A 25294-nucleotide genomic window follows, 5' to 3' on the forward strand; every position below is an offset into this window, starting at 1 on the left:
AGGTCAGTCGGTCCAGTGCGCCGGAGTCGGAAGGGCGCGATAGTCGAGGTCGACCTGATCCGGGGTGACGGATGCCGTGCAGTACAGGAGCGACTGTGTCGGGAAACCGTGCGGGCGATTGTCGCGGATGATCGCGCGGTCGTCTTCGGGGGAGAGGCGTGCCGATTCCGCGAGCAGTGCGATCCAGTCGCCCGCCCAGTCCGAGCTCTCCGACGTGGGCCCGAGCGCGCGGAACTCCGGCAGCCACGTGGCGATCCGTGCCGTGCCCTCATCGTCGAGGTCGTCGTGCGCGATCATGTGTGTCCCCGCCTCGATCGGCGTCTCCACGAGCTGCTGACCGTCCCAGCTGAGGACGCGAGCGCCATCGGGCCCGACCTCGACGAGGTTGAACCCATGCATCGGCACGGCTCCCTGCGGGGATCTTCCGCTCACGGACTCGAGCGCGAGTGAGCCTCGGGAGACAGCTCGGTCGTCGGGGAGGTCGAGGACATCAGCCCGGTTCAGGAGAACGGCGAGTCGTCGCGTAGACGGATTCACCGCCAGCCAGGCCCCGCCGGCGCGGCGATCGCGGACCCCGCGGACCCCCGGATAGGTCTCGGGCCACCATTCGCCGAGGGCATCCCACTCCCGCTGCGGGTCTTCATCACGGACGGCGAGCAGCCGGACCGTTTCGGCATCTGCCACATCCATCACGACCGTGCACACCCGATCAGTCTAGAAGTTGGCAGAATCGACAGTGTGAACATCGTCGTCGGAGTATCGGGCGGCATCGCCGCGTACAAGACGGTGCACCTCGTGCGCCTGCTCATCAAGGGCGGGCACGATGTGACCGTGGTGCCCACTGCGGATGCTCTGCGCTTCGTGGGTCTGCCGACCTGGGAGGCGATAAGCCGGAACCCGGTCACGACGAGTGTGCATGACGACGTGGCGAAGGTGAGGCATGTCGCGCTCGGTCAGGGCGCCGACCTCGTGGTGGTCGCCCCTGCCACCGCGAACACCATCGCGAAGATGGCCGCGGGTCTCGCGGACGATCTGCTGGGGACGACGCTCCTCGCGACCGAGGCCCCGGTGCTGATCGCTCCGGCGATGCATGCGGAGATGTGGCGGCACCCGGCGACACAGGCGAACATCGCCACCTTGCGCGATCGGGGGGTGCGCATCGTCGGCCCGACTGACGGCGAGCTCGCAGGAGGCGACAGCGGGCCGGGACGGATGGAGGAGCCGGAGAGCATCGCGGCGGCGGTGTTCGCGGCGCTCGCGCCGCGCGATCTGCTCGGCGTGCACGTCGCGATCTCGGCAGGCGGAACACGGGAGCCGATCGACCCGGTGCGCTTCCTAGGCAACCGCTCCAGCGGGAGACAGGGCGTCGCGCTCGCCGCGGAGGCTGCGGCTCGGGGGGCTGAAGTCGTCCTGGTGGCGGCGAACATCTCGGGCGAGGTCCTCGCAGAGGCGCGGCATCCCGCGATCCGCATCGTCCAGGTCGGAAGTGCCGCCGAGCTCGGGGCGGCGATGGCGGATGCGGCGGAATCGGCCGATGTGGTGATGATGGCCGCCGCGGTCGCCGACTATCGACCAGGCGAGGTGTCCGATCGCAAGCTCACCAAGGAGGCCGGAGGGCTGGCCCGCATCGAGCTCGTGCAGAATGACGACATCGTCGCCGGCCTGGTCCAGGCCCGCGCGGAGGGGCAACTCGTCATCGCCTTCGCGGCCGAGACCCCGGCGACGGTGGGAGACGAGGCTGAACTGGTCGAGCGGGCTCGGCGCAAGCAGGCCCGTAAGGGCGTGGATCTGCTGGTCGTGAACGAGGTCGGCTGGGACCGTGGCTTCGAGCGCGCTGAGAACGCCGTCCTCGTCCTCGGCGTGGGGGGCGCGGTCGTCGCGACGGCCTCCGGCTCGAAGCGCGAGGTCGCATCCGCTGTCTGGGATGCCGTGACCGCCGCGCGCTGATCTCTGGCGCCACCCGCCACCGCAGAGCTAAGATTTCGAACTGTAGAAGCAAACTTTCGCAGAACGGAAAACGCGGTGATGGACACTCTGACAACCCCTCGCACGACCGGGAACGCTCCCGGGATCGCCCCTGAGCTCGCACGCTCTTGGCTCCTGGTCGCGGCGACCCGATCGGAGACCTTCGACGAAGCCCTCCGGTCTCCGGCTGATGCGGTGGTGCTCGATATCGAGGACGCCGTCGATGCCAGTCGCAAGGACGAGGCGCGTGAAGACGTGGCGCGTTGGTTGCGCGAGGGCGGTAGCGCCTGGGTGCGCATCAACGATGTGACCAGCGACCACTGGGCGTCTGATCTCGAGGCGCTCCGCTCGGCACCCGGACTGCGTGGAGTGGTGCTCGCGAAGACCGAGTCAGGCAACCAGGTCACCGACACCTTCCACCGCCTCGGCGGCGGAGTGCCCGTCGTCGCGCTCGTCGAATCGGCTCTCGGCATCGAGAACGCCACGGAGATCGCGCGCGCCGAGGGGGCGTTCCGATTGGCGTTCGGCAGCGGCGACTTCCGACGCGACACCGGAATGTCGGCCGACCGGGAGGCGATGGCGTACCCCCGTGCCCGCCTCGTGATCGCCAGTCGCTGCGGAGACCTGCCGGGCCCGATCGACGGGCCGACCGTCGGCACCAGTCATCCCCTTCTCCGGGAGCAGTCGGCGATCACCGTGTCGATGGGGATGACGGGCAAGCTCTGCCTCGCGCCGGATCAGACATCGGTCGTGAACGAGGTGATCAGTCCGACGCGCACCGACGTCGAGTGGGCGCGCTCGTTCCTGCAGGACTTCGATGCGCGCGGTCGTGTCGTGCGCGACGGCAGCGACCTGCCGCGCCTCGGCCGCGCCCGCAAGATCATGAAGCTCGCGCAGGCCTTCGACGCGCACCTCGCCGTGCGCTGAAGCGCGCTCGGCGACATCGCGACCCCACCCCTGAAGCAACTCACCACCCCTGAAGCAACTCACTGAACGGAGAACGAGATGACCACCCTCGCGATCGGCGACACCGCCCCCGCTTTCACTCTGCAAGACGCGGATGGCAACGCCACCGCCCTCGCCGACCATCGTGGTCGGAACGTCGTCGTGTACTTCTACCCGAAGGCGGCGACGCCCGGCTGCACCACAGAGGCGTGCGACTTCCGAGACAGCCTCTCCTCGCTCGCGGCGGCGGGCTACGCGGTCATCGGCATCTCGCCGGACGCCGTCGAAGAGATCCGCGCATTCGCCGACGCGGAGGGCCTCACGTTCCCGCTCCTGGCCGACTCCGAGGCGGCTGTGGCGAAGGCGTGGGGCGCGTGGGGGGAGAAGACGATCGGCGACCGGACGTTCGACGGCGTCATCCGCTCGACGTTCGTGCTGGACGGCGAGGGAGTGGTGCAGCGTGCCGAGTACGGCGTGGACGCCGAAGGGCACGTGGCTCGCCTCCGGGCGGAACTGGATGTCTGAGAACCCTTGACAAGGCGGTAGCCTCGACACACAATAGTTGCACATGCTGAAATAACAGTTCCGGCATACGGAAACAGTTCTCTTGTTTGAGAAGTTCCGTATCACCCTACGCGCCGGATGCCAGCATGTTCTTGAGGATCGAAGATGTTGCTCGAGGAGTTCAACTCCCGCACCCGCGACGCGGCAATCGGCGTCGCGAAGCCTGCACTGGACATTCCCCGTTGGTACGACGCGCTCGTGGCCGGCCGGCCGTACGCCTCTGTCGAGGCGCTGACGTCCGCCGCCATGACCGTCGCCGCACCACTCACCGAAGAAGAGCTCGACGCCGCCCTGGCGCACCACCCCCGCATCGGCGAACGAGCGCAGGGCGACAGCGCGGAGGCTGCGCACGCCCGCAGCGAGCAGGCCGGGGTCGACGCCTCGGCGGCCGAAGCGCTCGCCGAGGGCAACCGTGCCTACGAGGAGAAGTTCGACCGGGTCTTCCTCGTCCGCGCGGCCGGTCGTTCGGCCGAAGACATCCTCGCCCTGCTCCGGCAGCGCCTCGCCCACACCCCTGCGCAGGAGCTGGTCGTCATCGACCAGCAACTGCGCGAGATCGCCGCCCTGCGCCTCGCCGGCGCCATCGAGACTGAAGGAGCACGCGCATGAGCGTCTCTCACGTGACCACCCACATCCTTGACACATCGATCGGGCGTCCAGCGCCCGGCGTCGCCGTCGCACTCGAAGCCCGCGACGGCGATGGATGGGTCGGGATCGGTACGGGCTTCACCGATGCTGACGGACGGGTGAAAGAACTGGGCCCCGATCGGCTGGAGAGCGGCGCATACCGCCTCCGGTTCGACACCGGGACCTACTTCGCCGGCATCGACACGGACACCTTCTTCCCGGAGGTGGTGCTGACCTTCCTGGTCGACGCCGAGCAAGAGCACTATCACGTGCCTCTGCTGCTCAGTCCGTTCGCATATTCCACTTACCGAGGAAGCTGAGTAGTGAAATGACCGACATCATTCTGGGCAAGAACCAGTACGGCAAGGCCGAGGTTCGCGTCGTCCGCGTCACCCGCGACACCGCCCGCCACGAGATCGAGGATCTCAACGTCACCTCGCAGTTGCGCGGCGACTTCGCCAGTGCGCACTTCGACGGCAACAACGAGAACGTCGTGGCGACCGACACGCAGAAGAACACGGTGTACGCCTTCGCCAAAGACGGCGTCGGCAGCCCGGAGGAGTTCCTGCTCCGCCTCGGACGCCACTTCACCGGCGAGTTCGACTGGGTGACCGGTGGTCGCTGGGAGGCCGAGCAGTACACCTGGGAGCGCATCCCCGTCGCGGGCGAAGGACATGACCACTCGTTCGTGCGCGGCGGCACCGAGACCCGCACGGCGCTCGTGCAGATCGACGGCGACGAGACGACCGTCATCGCCGGGCTGAAAGACCTCAAGGTGCTCAAGTCCACCGAGAGCGGGTTCGTCGGCTACCCGAAAGACAAGTACACGACCCTGCAGGAGACGACCGATCGCATCCTCGCCACGTCCGTCACCGCGAAATGGCGCTACGGGCGCAACGACATCGACTTCAACGAGGTCTATGCCGACGTCCGCCGGATCCTGCTCGAGGCCTTCACCGCGAACTACTCCTACGCGCTGCAGAACACCCTGCACGACATGGCCGCAGCCGTGCTCGACGCGCACCCCGAGATCGAGGAGGTGCGCTTCTCGACCCCGAACAGCCACCACTTCGTCGTCGACCTCTCACCTTTCGGGCTGGAGAACCCCAACGAGGTGTTCTACGCGGCCGATCGTCCGTACGGCCTGATCGAGGCGTCGTTCCTGCGTGAGGGAGCGGATGCCGATCACCGCGGCTGGGACGGCGTCGCCGGCTTCTGCTGACCCGCGGTTCCGACCGCCGCGACACAAGACAGCGATCAACGGATCGCGCTGAGTGTGTCGGCTTCCTGCCGACGCATTGGGGGTGGGCCCGGCTCCCGACGCACCGGGCCCACCTGACCCCTGTTCGAGGCTGCCCTCGACCCATCAACCACATCCGAAAGCACGCCCCACTGCGGGTCACGGACGAGGAGGTCCATCGATGTTCGCCGTACGCAAGCCCCGAAAGAACCAGGCGGAGACGAGCCGCCCGGAAGACGAGCGCCTGGGCGCGGGGACCGCATTCACCTTCGGTCTCCAGCACGTCCTGACGATGTACGGCGGCATCATCGCCCCGCCGCTGATCATCGGCGCCGCCGCCGGGCTGAACTCGACCGAGGTGGGCGTGCTCATCGCCGCCTGCCTCTTCATGGGCGGCCTCGCCACCCTGTTGCAGACCCTCGGATTGCCGTTCTTCGGCTCCCAGCTGCCGCTCGTGCAGGGCGTCTCCTTCGCGGGGGTCGCCACCATGCTCGCGATCGTCAATCAGGGCGGCGGACTGTCCGCCGTGTTCGGGGCCGTCATCGTCGCCTCGCTGATCGGCCTCGTGATCGCCCCGTTCTTCGCGCAGATCGTGCGCTTCTTCCCACCGGTCGTGACGGGAACCGTGATCACGATGATCGGACTGTCACTCGTTCCCGTGGCTGCGCGATGGATCACCGGTCCGAATCCCGAGGCCGCCGACTACGCGGACCCGGTGTTCGTCGGTATCGCCGGCTTCACGCTGTTCGTGATCATGCTGCTCAGCAAACTCGGCAACGCGACCATCTCGCGCCTGTCGATCCTGCTCGCGATGGTGATCGGCACGGTCTTCGCCGCCCTGATAGGCAGGGCCGACTTCTCGAAGGTGTTCGAGGGCCCCGTCTTCGCCTTCCCCTCGCCGTTCGCGTTCGGGGTGCCGACCTTCGACCTCGCCGCGATCCTGTCGATGACGATCGTGGTGCTGGTGATCCTGACCGAGACCACGGCCGACATCATCGCGGTAGCCGAGATCACCGGATCGAAGGTCGACCGCAAGCGCATCGCCGCCGGCCTCCGGGCCGACATGGTCTCCAGCGCCATCTCCCCGATCTTCAACTCGTTCACCCAGAGCGCCTTCGCCCAGAACGTGGGGCTGGTCGCCGTCACGAAGATCAAGAGCCGCTACGCGGTCGCCGCCGGCGGGGTGATCCTCATCATCCTCGGCCTGCTGCCCGTGCTCGGCCGCGTGGTCGCCGCTGTGCCGACCGCCGTGCTCGGCGGCGCAGGACTCGTGCTGTTCGGCACCGTGACCGCCTCCGGCATCCGCACCCTCTCGAAGGTCAAGTACGACGGCAACATGAACCTCATCATCGTCGCGGCTTCACTGTCGTTCGGCGTGCTGCCCGAGGTGAACCACGACATCTACATGAACTTCCCGACGTGGTTCCAGGTCATCTTCGGCTCCGGCATCAGCTCGGCGGCGATCATGGCGATCGTGCTGAACCTCGTGTTCAACCACTTCTCCAAGGGGACGCCGGAGGACCCGTCGGTGTTCGCGGCGAGCCCCGTGCGCGCCGTGAAGACCGATGTGATCCGCACGCTCCGCAAGGAGCGGGTCAGCCTCGACCCCCGAAAGGCATTCCGGCGGCCGCGACCGTGAGGGTCGCGACGTTCGCCTCGGGCGGCAGCTGGGCCATGAAGAGCACCGCGCGCGCGGCATCCGCCACATCGAAGGTGGGTTCCGTGCGCCGGGTGCTGTCGGCCTGCAGAGCGCCGTCGCCCACGCCGAGGCGGTCCATGATCTCGGTCCTGGCGTTGCCGATGTCGATCTGTCCGGCGGAGATGCCGTGAGGGCGGCCATCCAGATCGAGGGACTTCGTCAGGCCGGTGATCGCGTGCTTGCTCACCGTGTAGGCCACCGAGAGCGGCCGCGGCACGTGCGCCGAGATGGAGCCGTTGTTGATGATGCGACCGCCCGAGGGCTGCTGCGCGATCATCACGCGCATCGCGGCGCCCGCGCACAGCAGCGCGCCGGTCACGTTCACATCCAGGGTCGCCTGCCAGTCGGTGGGAGAGATCTCGGCTGCGGATGCCGTGGGCCCGAAGGCGCCGGCGTTGTTGAACAGCACGTCCACCCGGCCCCACTCGGCGACCACCGTGTCGAAGAGCGCGTCGACCTGGTCGGCGCTCGTGACGTCGGCCGGCACGACCAGTGCGTGCGGGTGCGCTCCCGCCGTCTCGTGGAGGGGGTCTTCTCGGCGGCCGACGAGCGCGACCCGGAAGCCTGCCTCGAGCAGGGCCCGCGCGGTCGCGCGACCGATTCCCGAACCTGCGCCCGTCACGATGGCGATGCGTGCGTCCACGTCTGACCTCCTGTTGCCCGATCTCACCCCATCTAACAAGAAAGGCCGAACCGTGACCGACAATCGCGCCTCCGCCACCGAAGTCGACCTCGACCCCGAGGAGACCGCAGAGTGGCTCGAATCCCTGGATGCCCTGATCGCAGAACGCGGCAGTGACCGGGGTGAACGCATCGTCCGCACGCTCGTGGATCGTGCGGGTCTCAGCTCCGAACCCATCGCGACGACCGCCTACGTCAACACGATCGCTGCAGCCGACGAGCCCGCCTACCCCGGCGACGAGGAGCTCGAACGGCGAGGCCGCGCCTGGATGCGCTGGAACGCCGCCGTCATGGTGCATCGCGCGCAGCGTCCGGGCATCGGCGTCGGCGGGCACATCTCCACCTACGCGGGAGCGGCCACGCTCTACGAGGTCGGATTCCACCACTTCTTCCGCGGCAAGGACCACCCGGGCGGCGGCGACCAGGTGTACTTCCAGGGTCACGCATCGCCCGGCATGTACTCGCGCGCGTTCCTGGAGGGACGGCTCTCGGAGGAGGACCTCGACGGGTTCCGGCAGGAGAAGTCCCGTGAGGGCCACGGGCTGCCCTCATATCCGCATCCGCGCCTGATGCCGGGCTTCTGGGAGTTCCCGACCGTGTCGATGGGCATCGGGCCGATGAATGCGATCTACCAGGCGCAGTCGAACCGCTACCTGCAGGGCCGCGGACTCAAGGACACCTCTGAGCAGCACGTCTGGGCGTTCCTGGGCGACGGCGAGATGGACGAACCGGAGTCGCGGGGCCTGCTGCAGCTCGCGGCCAACGACGGGCTCGACAACCTGACCTTCGTCGTGAACTGCAACCTGCAGCGCCTCGACGGCCCCGTGCGCGGGAACGGGAAGATCATCCAGGAGCTCGAGGGCTTCTTCCGCGGCGCGGGCTGGAACGTCATCAAGGTGATCTGGGGGCGCGAGTGGGACGACCTGCTCGAACGCGATGATGACGGCGCACTCGTCGACATCATGAACACCACGCTGGACGGCGACTACCAGACCTACAAGGCCGAGTCGGGCGGGTTCATCCGTGAGAACTTCTTCGGCCGCGATCCACGCACGCGTGCACTGGTCGACGGGCACACCGATGAGCAGATCTGGGGCCTCAAGCGCGGCGGCCACGACTTCCGCAAGGTCTACGCGGCCTACCAGCAGTCCCTCGCGCACAACGGCAAGCCCACGGTCATCCTCGTGAAGACCGTGAAGGGCTACGGCCTGGGGCCGCGCTTCGAGGCGCGCAACGCCACGCACCAGATGAAGAAGCTCACGCTGCAGGACCTCAAGGACTTCCGCGACCACCTGCGGGTGCCGATCACGGATGCGCAGCTCGAGGCTGACCCCTACCAGCCGCCGTACTACCACCCGGGGGAGGATGCGCCCGAGATCGCGTACCTGCTGGAGCGTCGTCGTGCGCTCGGCGGCTTCGTGCCGGAGCGGCGCACCTCGCATGGGCCCATCGTGCTGCCGGACCCGCGGGCCTACGAGGTCGCGGCGCGCGGCTCCGGCAAGCAGCAGGCCGCGACGACCATGGCTTTCGTGCGCGTGCTCAAGGACCTCATGCGCGACCCCGATTTCGGGAAGCGCATCGTGCCGATCATCCCCGACGAGGCGCGCACCTTCGGGATGGACGCCTTCTTCCCGACGGCGAAGATCTACAACCCGAAGGGCCAGCAGTACCTCTCGGTCGACCGGGACATCGTGCTGTCGTACAAAGAGGCGACGTCAGGGCAGATCGTGCACGTCGGCATCAACGAGGCGGGCTCGATCGCCGCGTTCACGGCGGCGGGCACGGCGTACGCCACCCATGGCGTTCCGCTCATCCCGGTGTACGTGTTCTATTCGATGTTCGGCTTCCAGCGCACCGGTGACTCGCTGTGGGCGGCGGCCGACCAGATGACCAGGGGCTTCCTGATCTCGGCCACCGCCGGGCGGACCACGCTGACCGGAGAGGGGCTGCAGCACGCCGATGGGCACTCGCCGCTGCTCGCCGCCACCAACCCCGCGGTCGTCACCTACGACCCCGCTTTCGGCTACGAGATCGGCCACATCGTGCGCGCCGGAATCGAGCGGATGTACGGCGAGGACTCCGAGGATCGCAACCGCATCTACAACCTCATGGTCTACAACGAGCCAATCGTGCAGCCGGCGGAGCCCGAGGGGGTGGACGTGCCCGGCATCCTCGGCGGCATCCACCGGATCTTGGCTGTCGACGCCCCGCGCGCGCACCTGCTCGCCTCGGGCATCGGGGTGACCTGGGCGCAGGAGGCGCAGCGCCTCCTGTCCGACGACTGGGGAATCGCGTCCGACGTCTGGTCGGTCACGTCGTGGACGGAGCTGCGCCGCGACGCGGTGGCCGCGGAGGAGCACGCATTCCTGCATCCGGAGGAGCCGCAGCGGACGCCGTTCCTCGTGCAGCAGCTCGCCGAGGCCCACGGCCCGATCGTGGCGGTCAGCGACTACGCGAAGGACCTCCCAGATCAGGTGCGGCAGTTCGTGGACAACGACTGGGCGACGCTCGGTGCCGACGGCTTCGGGTTCTCCGACACGAGGGCCGCGGCGCGACGCTTCTTCAAGATCGACGGCCCCTCTGTCGTGGTGCGCACCCTGCAGCTGCTCGCGGCACGGGGAGAGGTGGATGCCACCGTCCCCGTGCAGGCGGCCGCGCGCTATCGACTGCTCGACGTGAACGCGGGCACCAGCGGGTCCGACGCCGAGTAAGGGAAGGACCCCGGTCGGCGAGTGCTCTCGTCGGCCGGGGTTCGGATGCGACTGTCAGTCGTTGAGCTCGGCGACGATCGCCTCTGCGGCCTTGCGCAGGAGCGGGACTGCGCGCTCGCCGAAGGCCTCGTCCACGCGCGAGACCGGTCCGGAGACCGAGACCGCGGTGGGGGTCGGCGCGTTCGGCACGGCCATCGAGAAGCACCGCACGCCGATCTCCTGCTCCTGATCGTCGACGGCGTAGCCGCGTTCGCGGATCAGGGCGAGTTCGGAGAGCAGGGCATCGATGGTGCCGATGCTGTGCTCGGTGGGAGTGGGCATCCCGGCGCGCGCCACGATCCCGCGCACGGTCTCGTCCGGCAGCTGCGAGAGGATCGCCTTGCCGACGCCGGTGTCGTGCAGGTGTGCGCGGCGGCCGACCTCGGTGAACATGCGCATCGAGTGCAGCGAGGGCACCTGAGCGACGTAGACGACCATGTCGCCGTCGAGCACCGCCATGTTGGCACTCTCGCCGAGCGCGTCGACGAGCCCCTTGAGCTGGGGGCGGGCGAGCGCACCGAACTGCCGCGATGCCCCTTCGCCGATGCGGATCAACCGGGGGCCGAGCGCGTAGCGACGGTTGGGCAGCTGGCGTGCGTAGCCGAGTGTCACGAGGGTGCGCAGCAGGCGGTGGATGGTCGGGAGCGGAAGGTCGGTGGAGGCGGCGAGCTCGCTCAACGTCACGTCGCCGCCCGCGTCTGTCACCAACTCCAGGAGCTCGAAGACCCGCTCCACCGATTGCACGCCGGATCCGGCACTCTTCGGTGTCTTGTTCTCAGCCATTGCATCTCCCATGCTCGCGGTTCATTCCATCATGCGAGAGGTCCATGTCGAAACACCCCGCCGAAGCCTGTTGCCCACTTGCATCAAACTTCCATAAAGTAGACAATAGAATCCACGATACGAAAAAGTGGAAGATTTGAGAACGCACATGGTGTGCGCCGCGGATGCGCGGAGGTGCACCTCGATGAGGAGAAGACATGGCGAATCCCGGACCGGGCAACTCGATCACCCTGCGGATCGACGCACCGTCGAAATTCAGCGTCACCAGCGAGCTCGCTGCCGCAGCGGCCGGAGCAGGCGCCGCGGTCACCGCGCTCGACGTGGCGGAGTCGCATCACTCGACGATCGTCGTCGACCTGACCTGCGACACGACGGGGGAGGAGCACGCCGACGAGGTGCGCTCGGCCATTGAAGCCCTGGACGGGGTCAACGTGCGCGTCAGCAGCGACCGCACCTTCCTGATGCACCTCGGCGGCAAGCTCGAGGTCGTGCCCCGCGTGCGACTGCGCAACCGCGACGACCTCTCGCGGGCCTACACCCCGGGCGTCGCCCGCGTCTGCATGGCGATCGCTGCGGACAAGTCCAAGGCGCGTCAGCTCACCGTCAAGCGCAACACGATCGCGGTCGTCACAGACGGCACCGCGGTGCTCGGCCTCGGCGACATCGGGCCGGAGGCGGCGCTGCCCGTCATGGAGGGCAAGGCCGCCCTCTTCAAGCAGTTCGCCGATGTCGACGCGTGGCCCGTGTGCCTCGACACCAAGGACACCGAGGAGATCATCCGCATCGTCAAGGCGATCGCCCCCGTCTACGGCGGCATCAACCTCGAGGACATCGCCGCACCGCGCTGCTTCGAGATCGAGGCGCGCCTGCGCGAGGAGCTCGACATCCCCGTGTTCCACGACGACCAGCACGGCACCGCGATCGTCACCCTCGCCGCGCTGCGCAACGCGCTCAAGGTCGTGGGCAAGAAGATCGAAGACGTGCGCATCGTCGTCTCCGGAGTCGGCGCGGCCGGCAACGCGATCGTGCAGCTGCTTGTCGCCGAGGGGGCCCGCGACATCGTGGCCTGCGGACGCGACGGCGCCATCCACCGCGGCACCGACTACATCGACGCGCACCGCACCGAGATCGCCGCGACCACCAACCCCCGCGACTTCCGCGGCACGCTCAAGGAGGCGATGGTCGACGCCGACGTGTTCATCGGCGTCAGCGCCCCGCATGTGCTGGACGAGGCTGACATCGCCGCCATGGCAGACGAGGCGATCGTCTTCGCGATGGCGAACCCGACACCGGAGGTCGACCCGATCGTCGCGTCGAAGCACGCCGCGGTCGTTGCCACCGGTCGCAGCGACTTCCCCAACCAGATCAACAACGTGCTCGCCTTCCCCGGCTTCTTCCGGGGGCTCCTCGACGCCGGTGTCTCTGACATCACGCCGCCTATGCTGGTCGCAGCTGCCGAGGCCATCGCGTCCCGCGTGAGCGACGACGAGCTCAATGCGAGCTTCATCATCCCGAGCGTGTTCGATCCTCTGGTGGCCGGCGCGGTCGCCGAGGCGATCGTCCGCGTCGCCGGATCCACCGCCTCGAGCAAGGAGTGACCGTCGTGTCCGCCATCGTCACCACCCCGTCCATGATCGCCCGCGTCGCCGAGATCCTCACGCCGGAGGCACTCGACTTCCTCACCAAGCTGCACGAGCGCTTCGCGGCGACCCGCGACGAGCTGCTGGCCGCTCGGGTCGAGGATCGCGCCGCAGCCGCCGCGGGAGGCGGGCTCGACTTCCTGGCCGAGACCGCCGACATCCGCGAAGGCGACTGGCAGGTCGCCGAGGCACCAGAGGCGCTGCGCGACCGCCGGGTCGAGATCACCGGCCCCGCGACCCCGGCCAAGATGGCCATCAACGCCCTGAACTCGGGCGCGAAGGTCTGGCTCGCCGACCTCGAAGACGCATCGACCCCGCACTGGTTCAACGTGGTCGACGCGCAGGTCAACCTCCGCGACGCCGCGCGGGGAACCCTCTCGCACACCTCTCCCGAGGGCAAGGAGTACCGACTGCGCACGGATGCTCCGCTCGCCGTCGTCGTGGTCCGCCCGCGCGGCTGGCACATGGCCGAGCGCCACATCGAGATCGATGGATCCGCCGCGGTCGGCGCTCTGGTCGACTTCGGGCTGCATTTCTTCCACAACGCGAAGGTGCTGGCCGCGAGCGGTCAGGGCCCGTTCTACTACCTGCCGAAGATGGAGTCTCATCTGGAGGCGCGGCTGTGGAACGACGTGTTCACCTTCGCCGAGCAGGAGATCGGGATCCCGCACGGAACGGTCCGCGCGACCATGCTCATCGAGACCATTCCCGCGGCCTTCCAGATGGAGGAGATGCTCTACGAGCTGCGCGAGCACGCATCCGGTCTGAACGCGGGGCGCTGGGACTACCTCTTCAGCATCATCAAGTACTTCCGTGACGCAGGGGAGCGCTTCGTGCTCCCCGATCGGGCGAGCATCGTGATGACCGCCCCGTTCATGCGCGCCTACACCGAGCTGCTCGTGAGCACCTGTCACCGTCGAGGTGCCTTCGCGATGGGCGGTATGGCCGCCTTCATCCCGAATCGTCGCGACCCCGAGGTCACTGAAGCCGCGATCGCGAAGGTGCGCGCCGACAAGACCCGCGAGGCGAACGACGGCTTCGACGGGTCGTGGGTCGCGCACCCCGACCTGGTGCCGATCTGCCGTGAGGTGTTCGACGCGGTGCTCGGCGACAAGCCGAACCAGCTCGACCGCCTGCGCGACGACGTGCAGGTCACCGCGCAGCAGCTGCTCGACATCGCGTCGGCAGAGGGCGACGCGACAGAGGCCGGCCTGCGGGCGAACCTCTACGTCGCAGTGGCCTACACAGCGGTCTGGCTGTCGGGCAACGGCGCGGTCGCGATCCACAACCTGATGGAGGATGCGGCGACCGCCGAGATCTCGCGCTCGCAGGTGTGGCAGCAGGTGCGCAACCACACCGTCCTCGCCGACACCGGCAACACCGTCACACCCGAGCTCGTCGAGACGCTGCTCGGCGAAGAGGTCGAGCGTCTGCGCGGCGAGGTCGACCCTGCGGCCTTCGCCGCACACTACGCGCCGGCTTCCCGCCTGGTGCGGCAGCTGTGCCTCGACGACGAGTACGTCGACTTCCTCACCACGCCCGCGTACGAGCTGGTGGACTGATGGCGGCTCTCTCGGAACAGGATCTCGCCGACATCGACGCCCGGCTCGCCGGGACCGACACGCTGCTCGCGACCGAGTACCCGGGTGATGACGGCACACGTCAGCCGGTGCACACGCTGTACGTGCCGGCTGATCGCTTCACGCCCGAGCTGCCGACGGCGTTCGGCGCGCAGGCGGCTGCGGCCGTGGCCGCGTTCGGCGGTACCGCGGCGCTCGCAGGCGCCGTGGGGCTCGGGCACCTCGCCAGCGAGCTCGCGCCGCTCGTCGACGCGAAGCTCGTCTCCGAGCCCATCGAAGACCTCCGCCTCGACTTCGAAGACGGCTACGGCGCACGCCCGGATGCGGAGGAGGATGCGGATGCGGTGCTCGCCGCCGAGCGTGTGGCCGCGGCCGTCGCCGCAGGGGTCGCCCCGCCCTTCATCGGCATCCGCTTCAAATGCTTCGAGGCGCCGACACGGCGCCGTGGCATCCGCACGCTCGATCTGTTCCTGAGCGCGCTCGCAGCGCAGGGGCCGTTGCCCGACGGGCTGGTGCTCACGCTGCCGAAGGTCACCACGGTCGATCAGGTCGAGGCGATGGTCTCGCTGTGCGAGCGCTTCGAGGCTGCGCTCGGACTGCCCGAGGGCCGGCTGCGCTTCGAGGTGCAGATGGAGACCCCGCAGCTGATCATCGCCGCCGACGGATCGGTGCCGGTCGCAACCCTGCTGCATCGCGCGAACGGTCGCGTGTCGGCGCTGCACTACGGCACCTACGACTACAGCGCCTCGCTGCAGATCGCCGCGGCATACCAGTCGATGGAGCATCCGGCCGCCGACTACGCCAAGCAGGTCTGCCAGGTCGCGGTCGCCGAGACCGGCGTGCGGCTGTCGGACGGATCGACGAACGTGATCCCCGTGGGCGAGCCGGAGCACGTGCTCGCCGCGTGGCAGCTGCATGCCCGCCTGGTGCGCCGATCACTGGAGCGCGGGTACTACCAGGGGTGGGACCTCGCGGCCGAGCAACTGCCCACCCGGTATTTCGCGACCTACGCGTTCTACCGCGAGGGGTTCGCCGCTGCGGCGCGACGCCTCGACAACTACCTGCACGGCGGCGACGCATCGATCATGGACGAGCCGGCGACGGCCCGTGCACTCGCGCGCTTCGTCGTGCGCGGTCTCGAATGCGGTGCCGTCACCGTCGACGAAGTGCGCGACGCCACGCACGCAGAACCGGCGGAGCTCACCCGCCTCGCCCACCCGAAACTCATCGCCGAGGAGGCCTGATGTCCTACTACACGCCGGCCGGCGGCCTGCCGCCGCAGTCCGACCTGCTCACCGATCGCGCGGTCGTCAAGCTCGCGTACACGTTCATCCCGAAGGGGGTGCTGCGTGACATCGTCACCAGCAGCCTCCCGGGATTCACCAACAGCCGTGCGTGGATCATCGCCCGGCCGACCCCGAGCTCGGCGACGACCTTCTCGCAGCTGATCGTCGAGATCGCCCCCGGCGGCGGCGCCGCGAAGCCCGAGCCGGAGTCGGGCGTCGAGGGCGTGGTGTTCGTCACCACGGGCCGCCTCACGCTCACGCTCGACGGCGAACGGCACGTGCTCGAAGAGGGCGGCTACGCCTTCCTCGCGCCGGGTGCCTCGTGGTCGCTCGCGAACGAGGGCGAGGAGCTCACCAGCTTCCACTGGATCCGCAAGGCCTACGAGTGGCTCGACGGCGTCGACGCTCCGGCATCCTTCGTCACGAGCGACAAGGACGTGGCTCCGGTCTCGATGCCCGACACGGACGACGTGTGGGCGACCACGCGCTTCTCGGATGCCTCCGACATGGCGCACGACATGCAGGTGAACATCGTCACCTTCCAGCCCGGCGGATCGATCCCCTTCGCCGAGACGCACGTCATGGAGCACGGCCTGTTCGTGCTGCAGGGCAAGGGCGTGTATCGCCTGAACGACGACTGGGTCGAGGTCGAGGCCGGTGACTACATGCTGCTGCGCGCCTTCTGCCCGCAGGCTTGCTACGCCGGCGGCCCCGACCCCTTCCGCTACCTGCTGTACAAGGACATGAACCGGCAGATCCGGCTCACCTGACGCCGAGCTCCTCAGCGGAGACCGTCAGCCGAGACTCTCAGCCGAGACCGTCATTGACGCGACGGCACGTATCGGCGTACTCTTTTCATTAACAGGAATCTTTCTTCCACAATCCGAAATCAAGGATGATCATGAGCTACACCGTCAACGCCTCGATCCTGCTGACCGAGCTGCCTGTTCTCGAGCGCCCGGCCGCGGCCAAGGCCGCCGGCTTCGACGCCGTCGAGTTCTGGTGGCCGTTCGCGACCGCCGTCCCGGCGCAGTCCGAGATCGACGACTTCGTCGCAGCTATCCAGGGCGCGGGCGTGCAGCTCACCGGCTTGAACTTCTTCGCGGGGGACATGCCGGGCGGCGACCGCGGCCTGGTGTCGTGGATCGGCCGCGAAGACGAGTTCCGCGCGAACGTCGACGTGGTCGTCGGCATCGGCGAGCGCCTCGGTACTCGCGCGTTCAATGCGCTCTACGGCAACCGCATCGACGGTGCCGACGCCCAGGCGCAGGACGACCTGGCCGTGCAGAACCTGGCCTTCGCCGGTGCAGCCGTGGCGAAGTTCGGCGGCATCGTGCTCCTCGAGCCCGTCTCCGGCATGGACGCGTACCCGCTGAAGACCGCGGCCGATGCTCTCGCCATCATCCGACGCGTCAAGGACGAGCACGGCGTCGACAACGTGCGCCTGCTCGCCGACTTCTACCACCTGGCCGTGAACGGCGACGACGTCGCGGCGGTCGTCGCCGGGCACGCGGCGGAATTCGGCCACATCCAGATCGCCGACGCCCCGGGGCGCGGCGAACCGGGCACCGGCGATCTTCCGCTTGCGGAATGGATCGCCGCGGCTCAGGCAGGCGGCTATGCCGGCCCCATCGGCCTCGAGTACAAGGCCACCCAGAGCGACCCGTTCGCCTGGATCACCCACTGACATCCGCACGCGAAGGAGCGACGACATGACCAGCATCGCCATCATCGGCCTCGGCATCATGGGACTTCCCATGGCGAAGAACCTCGTCAAGGCCGGTCACGACGTGACCGGATTCAACCGCAGCCAGGAGCCGATCGACAAGCTCGTCGAAGCCGGCGGCACGGGGGCTGCCAGCATCGCGGATGCCGTGAAAGATGCCGACGTCATCATCACCATGGTCCCGGATTCGCCCGACGTCGAAGGTGTCGTGCGCGGTGAGGAGGGTGTCTTCGCCCACGCCAAGGCCGGAGCGCTCTGGATCGACAACTCCTCCATCCGGCCGGATGTCGCGAAGACGCTTGCCGAAGAAGCTGTCGCCGCAGGATTCGGTGCGGTCGACGCCCCGGTCTCCGGCGGGGAGCAGGGCGCCATCGACGGCGCGCTGTCGATCATGGTCGGCGGGTCTCCCGAGCACTTCGCCGCTGCCGAGCCCGTCCTGAACGCGATCGGCAAGACCATCGTGCACGTCGGGCCCGCCGGTGCCGGCCAGACCGTCAAGGCCGCCAACCAGCTCATCGTCGCGGTCAACATCCAGGCGCTGGCCGAGGCCGTGACGTTCCTCGAGGCGTTCGGCGTCGACACCGACGCCGCGCTCACCGTGCTCGGCGGAGGTCTCGCCGGGTCGAAGGTCCTCGACCAGAAGGGGCAGAAGATGCTGAACCGCGACTTCGCCCCCGGATTCCGTCTCGCCCTCCACAACAAGGATCTCGGCATCGTCACCGCAGCCGCGCGCTCCGTCGGGGTCACCGTCCCCCTCGGCGCGGCCGTCGCCCAGCTCGTGAACGCCCTCGTCGCCCGCGGCGACGGCGGACTCGACCACTCCGGGCTCTTCAAGCTCACAGCTGAGCTCTCCGGTCGCGACTGAGCGACCCCCGCACACTTTCAAGGAGACATCATGACCCGTATGCGCGCAGTCGACGCGATCGTCCAGATCCTGGTGAAGGAGGGCGCCACCGAGGCGTTCGGCCTTCCCGGCGCCGCCATCAACCCCCTGTACGCTGCGATGCGCGAGCACGGCGGCGTGCGTCACACCCTCGCCCGCCACGTCGAAGGCGCCTCGCACATGGCCGACGGCTACAGCCGTACCGGCGACGGCCGCATCGGCGTCTGCATCGGCACCTCGGGCCCGGCCGGCACCGACATGATCACCGGCCTCTACGCTGCGATCGCCGACTCCATCCCGATCCTCTGCATCACCGGGCAGGCTCCGGTCGCGAAGCTCGACAAGGAGGACTTCCAGGCCGTCGACATCGCCTCGATCGCGAAGCCGGTCACGAAGTTCACCAAAACCGTGCTCGAGGCCGCGCAGGTGCCGGGCGTCTTCCAGTCGGCGTTCCAGATCATGCGCTCGGGTCGTCCTGGCCCCGTGCTGATCGACCTCCCGTTCGATGTGCAGATGGGTGAGATCGAGTTCGACATCGACACCTACGAGCCGCTCCCCGTGGCCAAGCCCGCCGCGACCCGTGCCCAAGCCGACAAGGTGCTCGACCTGCTCACGGCGTCAGCGCACCCGGTGATCGTCGCCGGTGGTGGCGTGGTCAACTCCGGCGCCTCCGACAAGCTCGTGGAGCTGGCTGAGACGCTGGGCGTGCCCGTGGTCCCGACCCTGATGGGCTGGGGCGCGATCGCCGACGACCACCCGCTGGCCGCAGGCCTCGTCGGCATCCAGACCTCGCAGCGCTACGGCAACGCGACCTTCCTCGAGTCCGACTTCGTGCTCGGCATCGGCAACCGCTGGGCCAACCGTCACACCGGCGGCCTCGACACCTACCGCAACGGCCGCACCTTCGTGCACGTCGACATCGAGCCGACGCAGATCGGCCGTGTCTTCGCACCCGACTACGGTGTGGTCTCCGACGCGGGTGCTTTCATCGATGCGCTCCTCGAAGCCGCGCGTGACCGCGTCGCCACGCTCCCCGACTACCTCGGGTGGGCAGAGGAGTGCCGTGCACGCAAGACGACACTCCTGCGCAAGACCAACTTCGACAACGTGCCGATGAAGCCGCACCGCGTCTACCAGGAGATGCTGGCGTCGTTCGGTCGCGACACCACCTACGTGACGACGATCGGCCTCTCGCAGATCGCCGGCGCGCAACTGCTGCATGTCTACGGCGCCCGCCAGTGGATCAACGCCGGCCAGGCCGGCCCGCTCGGCTGGACGCTTCCAGCCGCCCTCGGCGTCGTGCGCGGCAAGCCGGGGCAGCAGGTGGTCGCATTCAGCGGCGACTACGACTTCCAGTTCATGATCGAGGAGCTCGCGGTGGGCGCGCAGCACAAGCTGCCGTACATCCACGTCGTGGTGAACAACAGCTACCTCGGGCTGATCCGTCAGTCGCAGCGCGCGTTCGAGATGGACTACGAGGTCTCGCTGGCCTTCGACAACATCAACACCCCGCAGGACTCGACGAGCATCGCGACGGGCTACGGTGTCGACCACGTCAAGGTGGCCGAGGGGCTGGGTTGCAAGGCGATCCGGGTGGAGCGTCCGGAAGACCTCGCTGCGGGTTTCGCCGAGGCCGAGCGTCTGAAGAACGAGTTCCAGGTGCCGGTGGTCGTGGAGGTCATCCTCGAGCGCGTCACGAACATCGCGATGGGTGCCGACCTCGACACCATGAACGAGTTCGAGGATCTGGCCCTCACGGCCGCCGACGCGCCGCAGGCCGTCTCCGCGCTGCTGGACTGAGACGGGTGACGGGTCGTTCATGCGCATCCTGATCGCCTCGGACAAGTTCAAGGGCTCCGCGACCGGAGCCGAGGTGGCGGCGTCGCTCGGTGACGGCATCCGGAGCGTGATCCCGGATGCCGTCGTCGAGGCGGTTCCCGTCGCCGATGGCGGTGAGGGCACTGTCGATGCGGCCGTCGCGAGCGGATTCGAGCCCGTGACCGTCGAGGTCACCGGCCCCGTCGGTGATCCCGTCTCCGCCCGGTTCGCCGTGCGGGGTGCCGAGGCCATCATCGAGATGGCCGCGGCCAGCGGGCTCGACCTCCTCCCGAACGGGCAGAAGGCGCCACTGACCGCGACCAGCCGTGGGGCGGGGGAGCTGATCTCGGCCGCGCTCGATCGCGGCTGCACGAGGATCGTGCTCGGCGTCGGTGGCAGCGCCAACACCGATGGAGGAGCTGGCATGCTGCAGGCGCTCGGCGTCTCGCTGCAGACGTCCCACGGTTCGGTGGCGGCGGGTGGTGCCGCGCTGATCGATCTGGTGTCGGCCGATGTGTCGGGCCTCGACCCGCGCCTGGCCACAGCGTCGATCGTGCTGGCGAGCGACGTCGACAATCCTCTCCTGGGAGACCGGGGGGCCGCTGCGGTGTTCGCACCGCAGAAGGGGGCGAGCGCCGACGATGTCGCCGCCCTCGAGGCGGCCCTCACCCGCTTCGCCGAGGTGCTCGAGGTGCAGCCCGGTGTGCGCCGGTCGGCGGATTCGCCCGGCGCGGGAGCCGCGGGAGGTGTCGGTTACGCCGCTCTCGCGGTGCTCGGCGCCTCGCGCGAACCCGGCATCGATGTGGTGCAGCGCCTCACCGGTCTCGTCGACCGCCTGGTCGGTGCGGACCTCGTGATCACCGGCGAGGGCAGTCTCGACGACCAGAGCCTGGGCGGCAAGACGCCACTGGGGGTGGCTGCCGCGGCGCGCGCGGCCGGGGTGCCGGTGGTGGCCGTGTGCGGACGAACGACGCTCTCGGAAGCGCAGGCGCAGGATGCCGGCTTCCGCGATGTCTACGCGCTCAGCGCGCTCGAACCCGATCCGGCGTCGAGCATCGCGAACGCGAAGGCCCTGCTCGTCGAGATCGGGGTGCAGCTCGCCCACGATCTCACCCGCCCGCGCACCTCGGCCCATTGACAGGCTGGGCGCAGTGTGATGAAATTTCTGTAGTTGAAAACTAGATTCCACAATACGGAATCACCTACCCGAACATCTTCTTACCTGACAGAGCTGTCAAGGAAGGGCATCGATGTCCACCGAAGAGTACGTCCACGTTCCGAGTCGGGCATCCGAAGGCCTCGACGAAGCACCCTCGATCACCATCGCCGTGCAGGCCGGCATCAGCCCCCGCCTGTACAACAGCGATCTCGCCCCGACGACCCGTGAGGGCCGGCACTGGGGCGCGTACAGCATCTTCGCCCTGTGGGCCAACGATGTGCACAGCCTCGGCAACTACGCGTTCGCGATCGGTCTGTTCGCCCTCGGGCTCAGCGGCGGTGCGATCCTGGGCGCTCTCGCCTTCGGCGCACTGTTCCTGTTCCTCCTGCTCACGCTCTCCGGCTTCATGGGGGAGAAGACGGGCGTCCCGTTCCCCGTCATGAGTCGCATCGCCTTCGGCGTGCACGGCGCGCAGATCCCCGGACTCCTGCGCGGCATCGTCGCCATCGCCTGGTTCGGCGTGCAGACGTTCCTCGCGGCCCAGGTGCTGCAGGTCGTCATCATCGCGATCGCGCCTGGCGCAGCATCCCTCCAGGCCGGATCCTTTCTCGGCCTCTCCGCCCTCGGCTGGATCACGTTCCTGGTGCTCTGGGTCGTGCAGGTCGTCATCGTCAGCTACGGCATGGAGATGATCCGCAAGTACGAGGCGTTCGCCGGACCCGTCATCCTCGGCACCTTCGTGGTGCTCGCCGTGTGGGTGCTCGTGCAGAGCGGCTTCCAGATCAACTGGGCACCGCAGGGCACTGCTGAGGGTGGAGAGCTCTGGCTGAAGATGCTCGGCGCCGCCTCCCTCTGGGTCGCGATCTACGGCACGTTCGTGCTGAACTTCTGCGACTTCACCCGTGGAGCGAAGTCGCGCAAGGCGATCGTCCGCGGCAACTTCTGGGGCATCCCGATCAACATGCTGTTCTTCGGGGTCATCGTCGTGGTCCTCGCGGGCGGCACGTTCGAGATCGCCGGGCAGGTCATCTCCTCCCCGGCCGACGTCGTCGCGGCCATCCCGAACACCTTCCTGCTGGTGCTGGCCTCGCTCGCCCTGATCGCCCTGACCGTCGCGGTGAACCTGATGGCCAACTTCGTCGCCCCGACCTACGCGTTCACGAACCTGCTGCCGCGGCACCTGAACTTCCGCAAGGCGGCGATCCTGTCGGCAGTGATCGGCCTCGTCATCACGCCGTGGAACCTCTACAACTCACCGATCGTCATCAACGTGTTCCTCGGCGGTCTCGGTGCCCTGCTCGGTCCGCTCTTCGGCATCATCATGGTCGACTACTGGATCATCAAGAAGCAGCAGATCAACGTGCCGGCGCTCTACTCGACCTCCCCGGTCTCGGAGTACGCGTACTCCCGCGGCTTCAATCCGCGCGCGATCATCGCCCTGGTGGTGTCCGGGGGCATCTCGTTGCTGTTCACCTTCCTGCCACTGTTCGAATCGGTACGCGACTTCTCCTGGTTCTTCGCGGCTGGTCTCGCGGCGATCGTCTACGGCGTGATCGCCGACCGGCGAGGACCGTTCCACGACGTCGAGGCCGGCGACATCGCCGTGACCCCCGCCCACTGAGAGGAAGACACCCCGACATGCGCATCCTCGTCGCGAACGTGAACACCACCGAGACGATGACCGAGGGCATCGCCGAAGCCGCCCGCGCGGTCGCCTCGCCCGGCACCGAGATCGTCGGGCTCACCCCCGACTTCGGCGCCGAGTCGTGCGAGGGCAACTTCGAGAGCTACCTCGCCGCGATCGCCGTGATGGACAAGGTCATCCGGTACGAGGGCGAGTACGACGCCGTGATCCAGGCCGGGTACGGCGAGCACGGACGCGAAGGGCTGCAGGAGCTGCTCACCGTACCGGTCGTCGACATCACCGAGGCCGCAGCATCCACCGCCATGTATCTCGGACGCTCGTACTCCGTCGTCACCACCCTCGACCGAACCGTGCCGCTGATCGAGGACCGTCTGATCCTCGCCGGCCTCCACGACCGATGTGCTTCGGTGCGCTCCTCCGGTCTCGGTGTGCTCGAACTCGAGTCCGACCCGGAGCGCGCGATCGAGGCGATCGCCGCCGAAGCGCAGCGCGCCGTCGAGGTCGACCGCGCCGAGGTCATCGTGCTCGGGTGCGGCGGCATGGCGGAGCTCAAGGACCGCGTCGTCGAGTTGTGCGGTGTCCCGGTGGTCGACGGCGTCCAGGCCGCCGTCGCCGTAGCGGAAGGGCTCGTGCGGCTCGGTCTTCGCACCTCGAAGGTGCGTACCTATGCGCCGCCGCGTCCGAAGCGGATCACCGGATTCGGACCCACCGCGCGCTGAGGCGCGCATCATCGATACAGAGACACCGCCGGCATGGTCGGCGGCAGAAGGGAAGCGACATGTCGCAGGAGACCGGACACGAGGACGCAGGAGCAGTATCGCTCGACCCGACGGGCGAGCACTACGACCTGGTGATCCGTGGTGAGCGCGTGCTGACGTCGGCGGGGATCCGCCCGCGCGAGGTCGGTGTCCGAGGCGGTGTCATCGTCGCGATGCAGCCGTTGGGCAACAACCTCGACGGCACGGAGATCATCGAGCTGGCCGACGACGAGACGCTGATCCCCGGGCTCGTCGACACGCACGTGCACGTCAACGAGCCGGGGCGCACGGAATGGGAGGGCTTCGCCTCCGCCACCCGTGCCGCGGCCGCCGGAGGCGTGACCACGATCGTCGACATGCCGCTGAACAGCATCCCCCCGACCGTGAACGTCGAGGCGCTGAACATCAAGCGCGAGGCCGCGCAGGGGCAGACCCATGTGGACGTGGGCTTCTGGGGCGGCGCGGTGCCAGGCAACACGGCCGACCTGCGGCCGCTGCACGATGCGGGGGTCTTCGGGTTCAAGAGCTTCCTGCTGCACTCCGGCGTCGATGAGTTCCCGCCGCTGAACGCCGACGAGCTCGAAGAGAACATGCGCGAGCTGAAGAACTTCGATTCCGTGATGATCGTGCACGCCGAGGACTCTCGCGCCATCGACCGGGCACCACAGCCCGAAGGTGACGACTACAGCAAGTTCCTCGCCTCCCGCCCCCGCGGTGCCGAGAACCTGGCGATCGCCGAGGTCATCGAGCGCGCCAGGTGGACCGGCGGACGCGCACACATCCTGCACCTCTCGTCGTCTGACGCCCTTCCGATGCTGCGCTCGGCGAAGAACGACGGGCTCAAGCTCACGGTCGAGACCTGCCCGCACTACCTGACGCTCACGGCGGAGGAGATCCCGCACGGCGCCACGCAGTTCAAGTGCTGCCCACCCATCCGCGAGGCCGGCAACCGCGAGCAGCTGTGGGAGGGGCTCGAGGACGGCACGATCGACTTCATCGTGTCGGACCACTCTCCGTCGACGCTCGACCTCAAGGACCTCGAGAACGGCGACTTCGCGGTGGCGTGGGGCGGGGTCGCCTCGCTGCAGCTCGGACTGTCGCTGATCTGGACCGAGGCCCGTCAGCGCGGCCTCGCGCTCGAGACCGTCGTGGCGTGGATGAGCGAGAAGCCGGCGCAGTTCGCCGGGCTCACCGGGAAGGGGCGTATAGCTCCGGGCTACGACGCCGACTTCTCGGTGTTCGCCGCCGACGATGCCTACGTGGTCGACGTCGCCAAGCTGCATCACAAGAACCCGCTCACGCCCTACCACGGCAAGGCGCTCGCGGGCGTGGTGCGCACGACCTGGCTGCACGGTGAGGTGATCGACTTCGAGACCCCGCGCGGCCGTCTGCTGCGTCGGGGCATGACCGACTGACGCATCTCCTGCCGCGGGCCTACGCTGGTCTGGTCGGCCTTCTTTTGGTAAACTTGAGTCATAACCACTCAACTTTCATCTCACGCCCTTCGCTGAGGGCGTGAGAGAGACCAGAAGGAGCATCTCCAAG

General features: G+C 68.3%; 22 protein-coding genes. 19 read left to right on the forward strand and 3 right to left on the reverse strand.

Features of this window, described 5'->3' with window-relative positions:
- Positions 1–3 precede the first annotated feature (3 nt).
- The gene (locus ACIQTX_RS03555) at positions 4–705 is read right to left on the reverse strand and encodes an NRDE family protein (protein WP_402968957.1); all 702 of its coding nucleotides are present in this window, start codon (positions 703–705) and stop codon (positions 4–6) included.
- 33 nt (positions 706–738) lie between these two features.
- On the opposite strand from ACIQTX_RS03555, the gene coaBC reads away from it, so the two are divergent.
- The 7 genes from coaBC to ACIQTX_RS03590 all read left to right on the forward strand — a co-directional run bounded on the left by coaBC (position 739) and on the right by ACIQTX_RS03590 (position 6980).
- Positions 739–1947: a bifunctional phosphopantothenoylcysteine decarboxylase/phosphopantothenate--cysteine ligase CoaBC gene (gene coaBC, locus ACIQTX_RS03560; protein WP_402968960.1), complete on the forward strand. Its 1209-nt coding sequence runs from the start codon at positions 739–741 to the stop codon at positions 1945–1947.
- A 78-nt stretch (positions 1948–2025) separates the two neighbouring features.
- Positions 2026–2892, forward strand: coding sequence for an HpcH/HpaI aldolase/citrate lyase family protein (locus tag ACIQTX_RS03565; protein ID WP_402968963.1), 867 nt, complete (start codon positions 2026–2028; stop codon positions 2890–2892).
- Between the two features lie 78 nt (positions 2893–2970).
- Entirely contained in the window at positions 2971–3435 is a 465-nt protein-coding gene (gene bcp, locus ACIQTX_RS03570; RefSeq protein ID WP_402968966.1) for a thioredoxin-dependent thiol peroxidase, read from the forward strand.
- 144 nt (positions 3436–3579) lie between these two features.
- The gene (uraD, locus tag ACIQTX_RS03575) at positions 3580–4083 is read left to right on the forward strand and encodes a 2-oxo-4-hydroxy-4-carboxy-5-ureidoimidazoline decarboxylase (RefSeq protein ID WP_402968969.1); all 504 of its coding nucleotides are present in this window, start codon (positions 3580–3582) and stop codon (positions 4081–4083) included.
- The gene (gene uraH, locus ACIQTX_RS03580; protein ID WP_105671546.1) at positions 4080–4421 is read left to right on the forward strand and encodes a hydroxyisourate hydrolase; all 342 of its coding nucleotides are present in this window, start codon (positions 4080–4082) and stop codon (positions 4419–4421) included. Before uraD ends, uraH begins: the two co-directional genes overlap by 4 nt.
- 8 nt (positions 4422–4429) lie before the next feature.
- Positions 4430–5323: a factor-independent urate hydroxylase gene (gene pucL / locus ACIQTX_RS03585; RefSeq protein ID WP_402968973.1), complete on the forward strand. Its 894-nt coding sequence runs from the start codon at positions 4430–4432 to the stop codon at positions 5321–5323.
- Between the two features lie 199 nt (positions 5324–5522).
- Positions 5523–6980, forward strand: coding sequence for a nucleobase:cation symporter-2 family protein (locus ACIQTX_RS03590; RefSeq protein ID WP_402968976.1), 1458 nt, complete (start codon positions 5523–5525; stop codon positions 6978–6980).
- On the opposite strand, the gene ACIQTX_RS03595 is transcribed toward ACIQTX_RS03590, so the two are convergent.
- The gene (locus tag ACIQTX_RS03595) at positions 6937–7683 is read right to left on the reverse strand and encodes an SDR family oxidoreductase (RefSeq protein WP_402968979.1); all 747 of its coding nucleotides are present in this window, start codon (positions 7681–7683) and stop codon (positions 6937–6939) included. The two genes, ACIQTX_RS03590 and ACIQTX_RS03595, sit on opposite strands and share 44 nt — an antisense overlap.
- Here ACIQTX_RS03595 and aceE point away from each other — a divergent pair.
- Complete coding sequence (aceE, locus tag ACIQTX_RS03600) at positions 7670–10432, forward strand: pyruvate dehydrogenase (acetyl-transferring), homodimeric type (protein ID WP_402968982.1); 2763 nt, start codon at positions 7670–7672, stop codon at positions 10430–10432. The genes ACIQTX_RS03595 and aceE overlap by 14 nt on opposite strands.
- Positions 10433–10486: 54 nt before the next feature.
- On the opposite strand, the gene ACIQTX_RS03605 is transcribed toward aceE, so the two are convergent.
- The gene (locus ACIQTX_RS03605; protein ID WP_402968985.1) at positions 10487–11254 is read right to left on the reverse strand and encodes an IclR family transcriptional regulator; all 768 of its coding nucleotides are present in this window, start codon (positions 11252–11254) and stop codon (positions 10487–10489) included.
- 197 nt (positions 11255–11451) lie between these two features.
- On the opposite strand from ACIQTX_RS03605, the gene ACIQTX_RS03610 reads away from it, so the two are divergent.
- The 11 genes from ACIQTX_RS03610 (at position 11452) to allB (ending at position 25164) form a co-directional block, all read left to right on the forward strand.
- Positions 11452–12852, forward strand: coding sequence for an NAD-dependent malic enzyme (locus ACIQTX_RS03610; protein ID WP_402968988.1), 1401 nt, complete (start codon positions 11452–11454; stop codon positions 12850–12852).
- Positions 12853–12884: 32 nt separating this feature from the next.
- Positions 12885–14456: a malate synthase A gene (gene aceB, locus ACIQTX_RS03615; protein ID WP_402972942.1), complete on the forward strand. Its 1572-nt coding sequence runs from the start codon at positions 12885–12887 to the stop codon at positions 14454–14456.
- Positions 14456–15718, forward strand: coding sequence for a DUF6986 family protein (locus ACIQTX_RS03620; RefSeq protein ID WP_402968991.1), 1263 nt, complete (start codon positions 14456–14458; stop codon positions 15716–15718). The genes aceB and ACIQTX_RS03620 overlap by 1 nt, the downstream gene beginning before the upstream one ends.
- Positions 15715–16530, forward strand: coding sequence for a bifunctional allantoicase/(S)-ureidoglycine aminohydrolase (locus ACIQTX_RS03625; RefSeq protein WP_402972944.1), 816 nt, complete (start codon positions 15715–15717; stop codon positions 16528–16530). Before ACIQTX_RS03620 ends, ACIQTX_RS03625 begins: the two co-directional genes overlap by 4 nt.
- A gap of 131 nt (positions 16531–16661) precedes the next feature.
- Complete coding sequence (locus tag ACIQTX_RS03630) at positions 16662–17447, forward strand: hydroxypyruvate isomerase family protein (RefSeq protein WP_402968994.1); 786 nt, start codon at positions 16662–16664, stop codon at positions 17445–17447.
- 25 nt (positions 17448–17472) lie between these two features.
- Positions 17473–18351 (forward strand): 2-hydroxy-3-oxopropionate reductase, encoded by an 879-nt coding sequence (locus ACIQTX_RS03635; RefSeq protein ID WP_402968997.1) that lies wholly within the window; start codon positions 17473–17475, stop codon positions 18349–18351.
- A gap of 30 nt (positions 18352–18381) precedes the next feature.
- Positions 18382–20169 (forward strand): glyoxylate carboligase, encoded by a 1788-nt coding sequence (gcl, locus tag ACIQTX_RS03640; RefSeq protein ID WP_402969000.1) that lies wholly within the window; start codon positions 18382–18384, stop codon positions 20167–20169.
- 19 nt (positions 20170–20188) lie between these two features.
- A complete protein-coding gene (locus ACIQTX_RS03645; RefSeq protein ID WP_402969003.1) occupies positions 20189–21325 on the forward strand; it encodes a glycerate kinase in 1137 nt (378 codons plus the stop codon).
- Between the two features lie 112 nt (positions 21326–21437).
- Positions 21438–22967, forward strand: coding sequence for an NCS1 family nucleobase:cation symporter-1 (locus tag ACIQTX_RS03650; RefSeq protein ID WP_402969006.1), 1530 nt, complete (start codon positions 21438–21440; stop codon positions 22965–22967).
- 17 nt (positions 22968–22984) lie between these two features.
- Complete coding sequence (locus ACIQTX_RS03655) at positions 22985–23710, forward strand: aspartate/glutamate racemase family protein (protein ID WP_402969009.1); 726 nt, start codon at positions 22985–22987, stop codon at positions 23708–23710.
- Positions 23711–23769: 59 nt separating this feature from the next.
- Positions 23770–25164 carry an allantoinase AllB gene (gene allB / locus ACIQTX_RS03660; RefSeq protein WP_402969012.1) on the forward strand — a complete coding sequence of 465 codons (1395 nt, stop codon included), beginning with the start codon at positions 23770–23772 and terminating at the stop codon, positions 25162–25164.
- Positions 25165–25294: the final 130 nt, after the last annotated feature.

The organism is Microbacterium sp. NPDC090281 (assembly GCF_044769635.1).
In the GTDB taxonomy this organism is placed as follows: Bacteria; Actinomycetota; Actinomycetes; order Actinomycetales; family Microbacteriaceae; genus Microbacterium.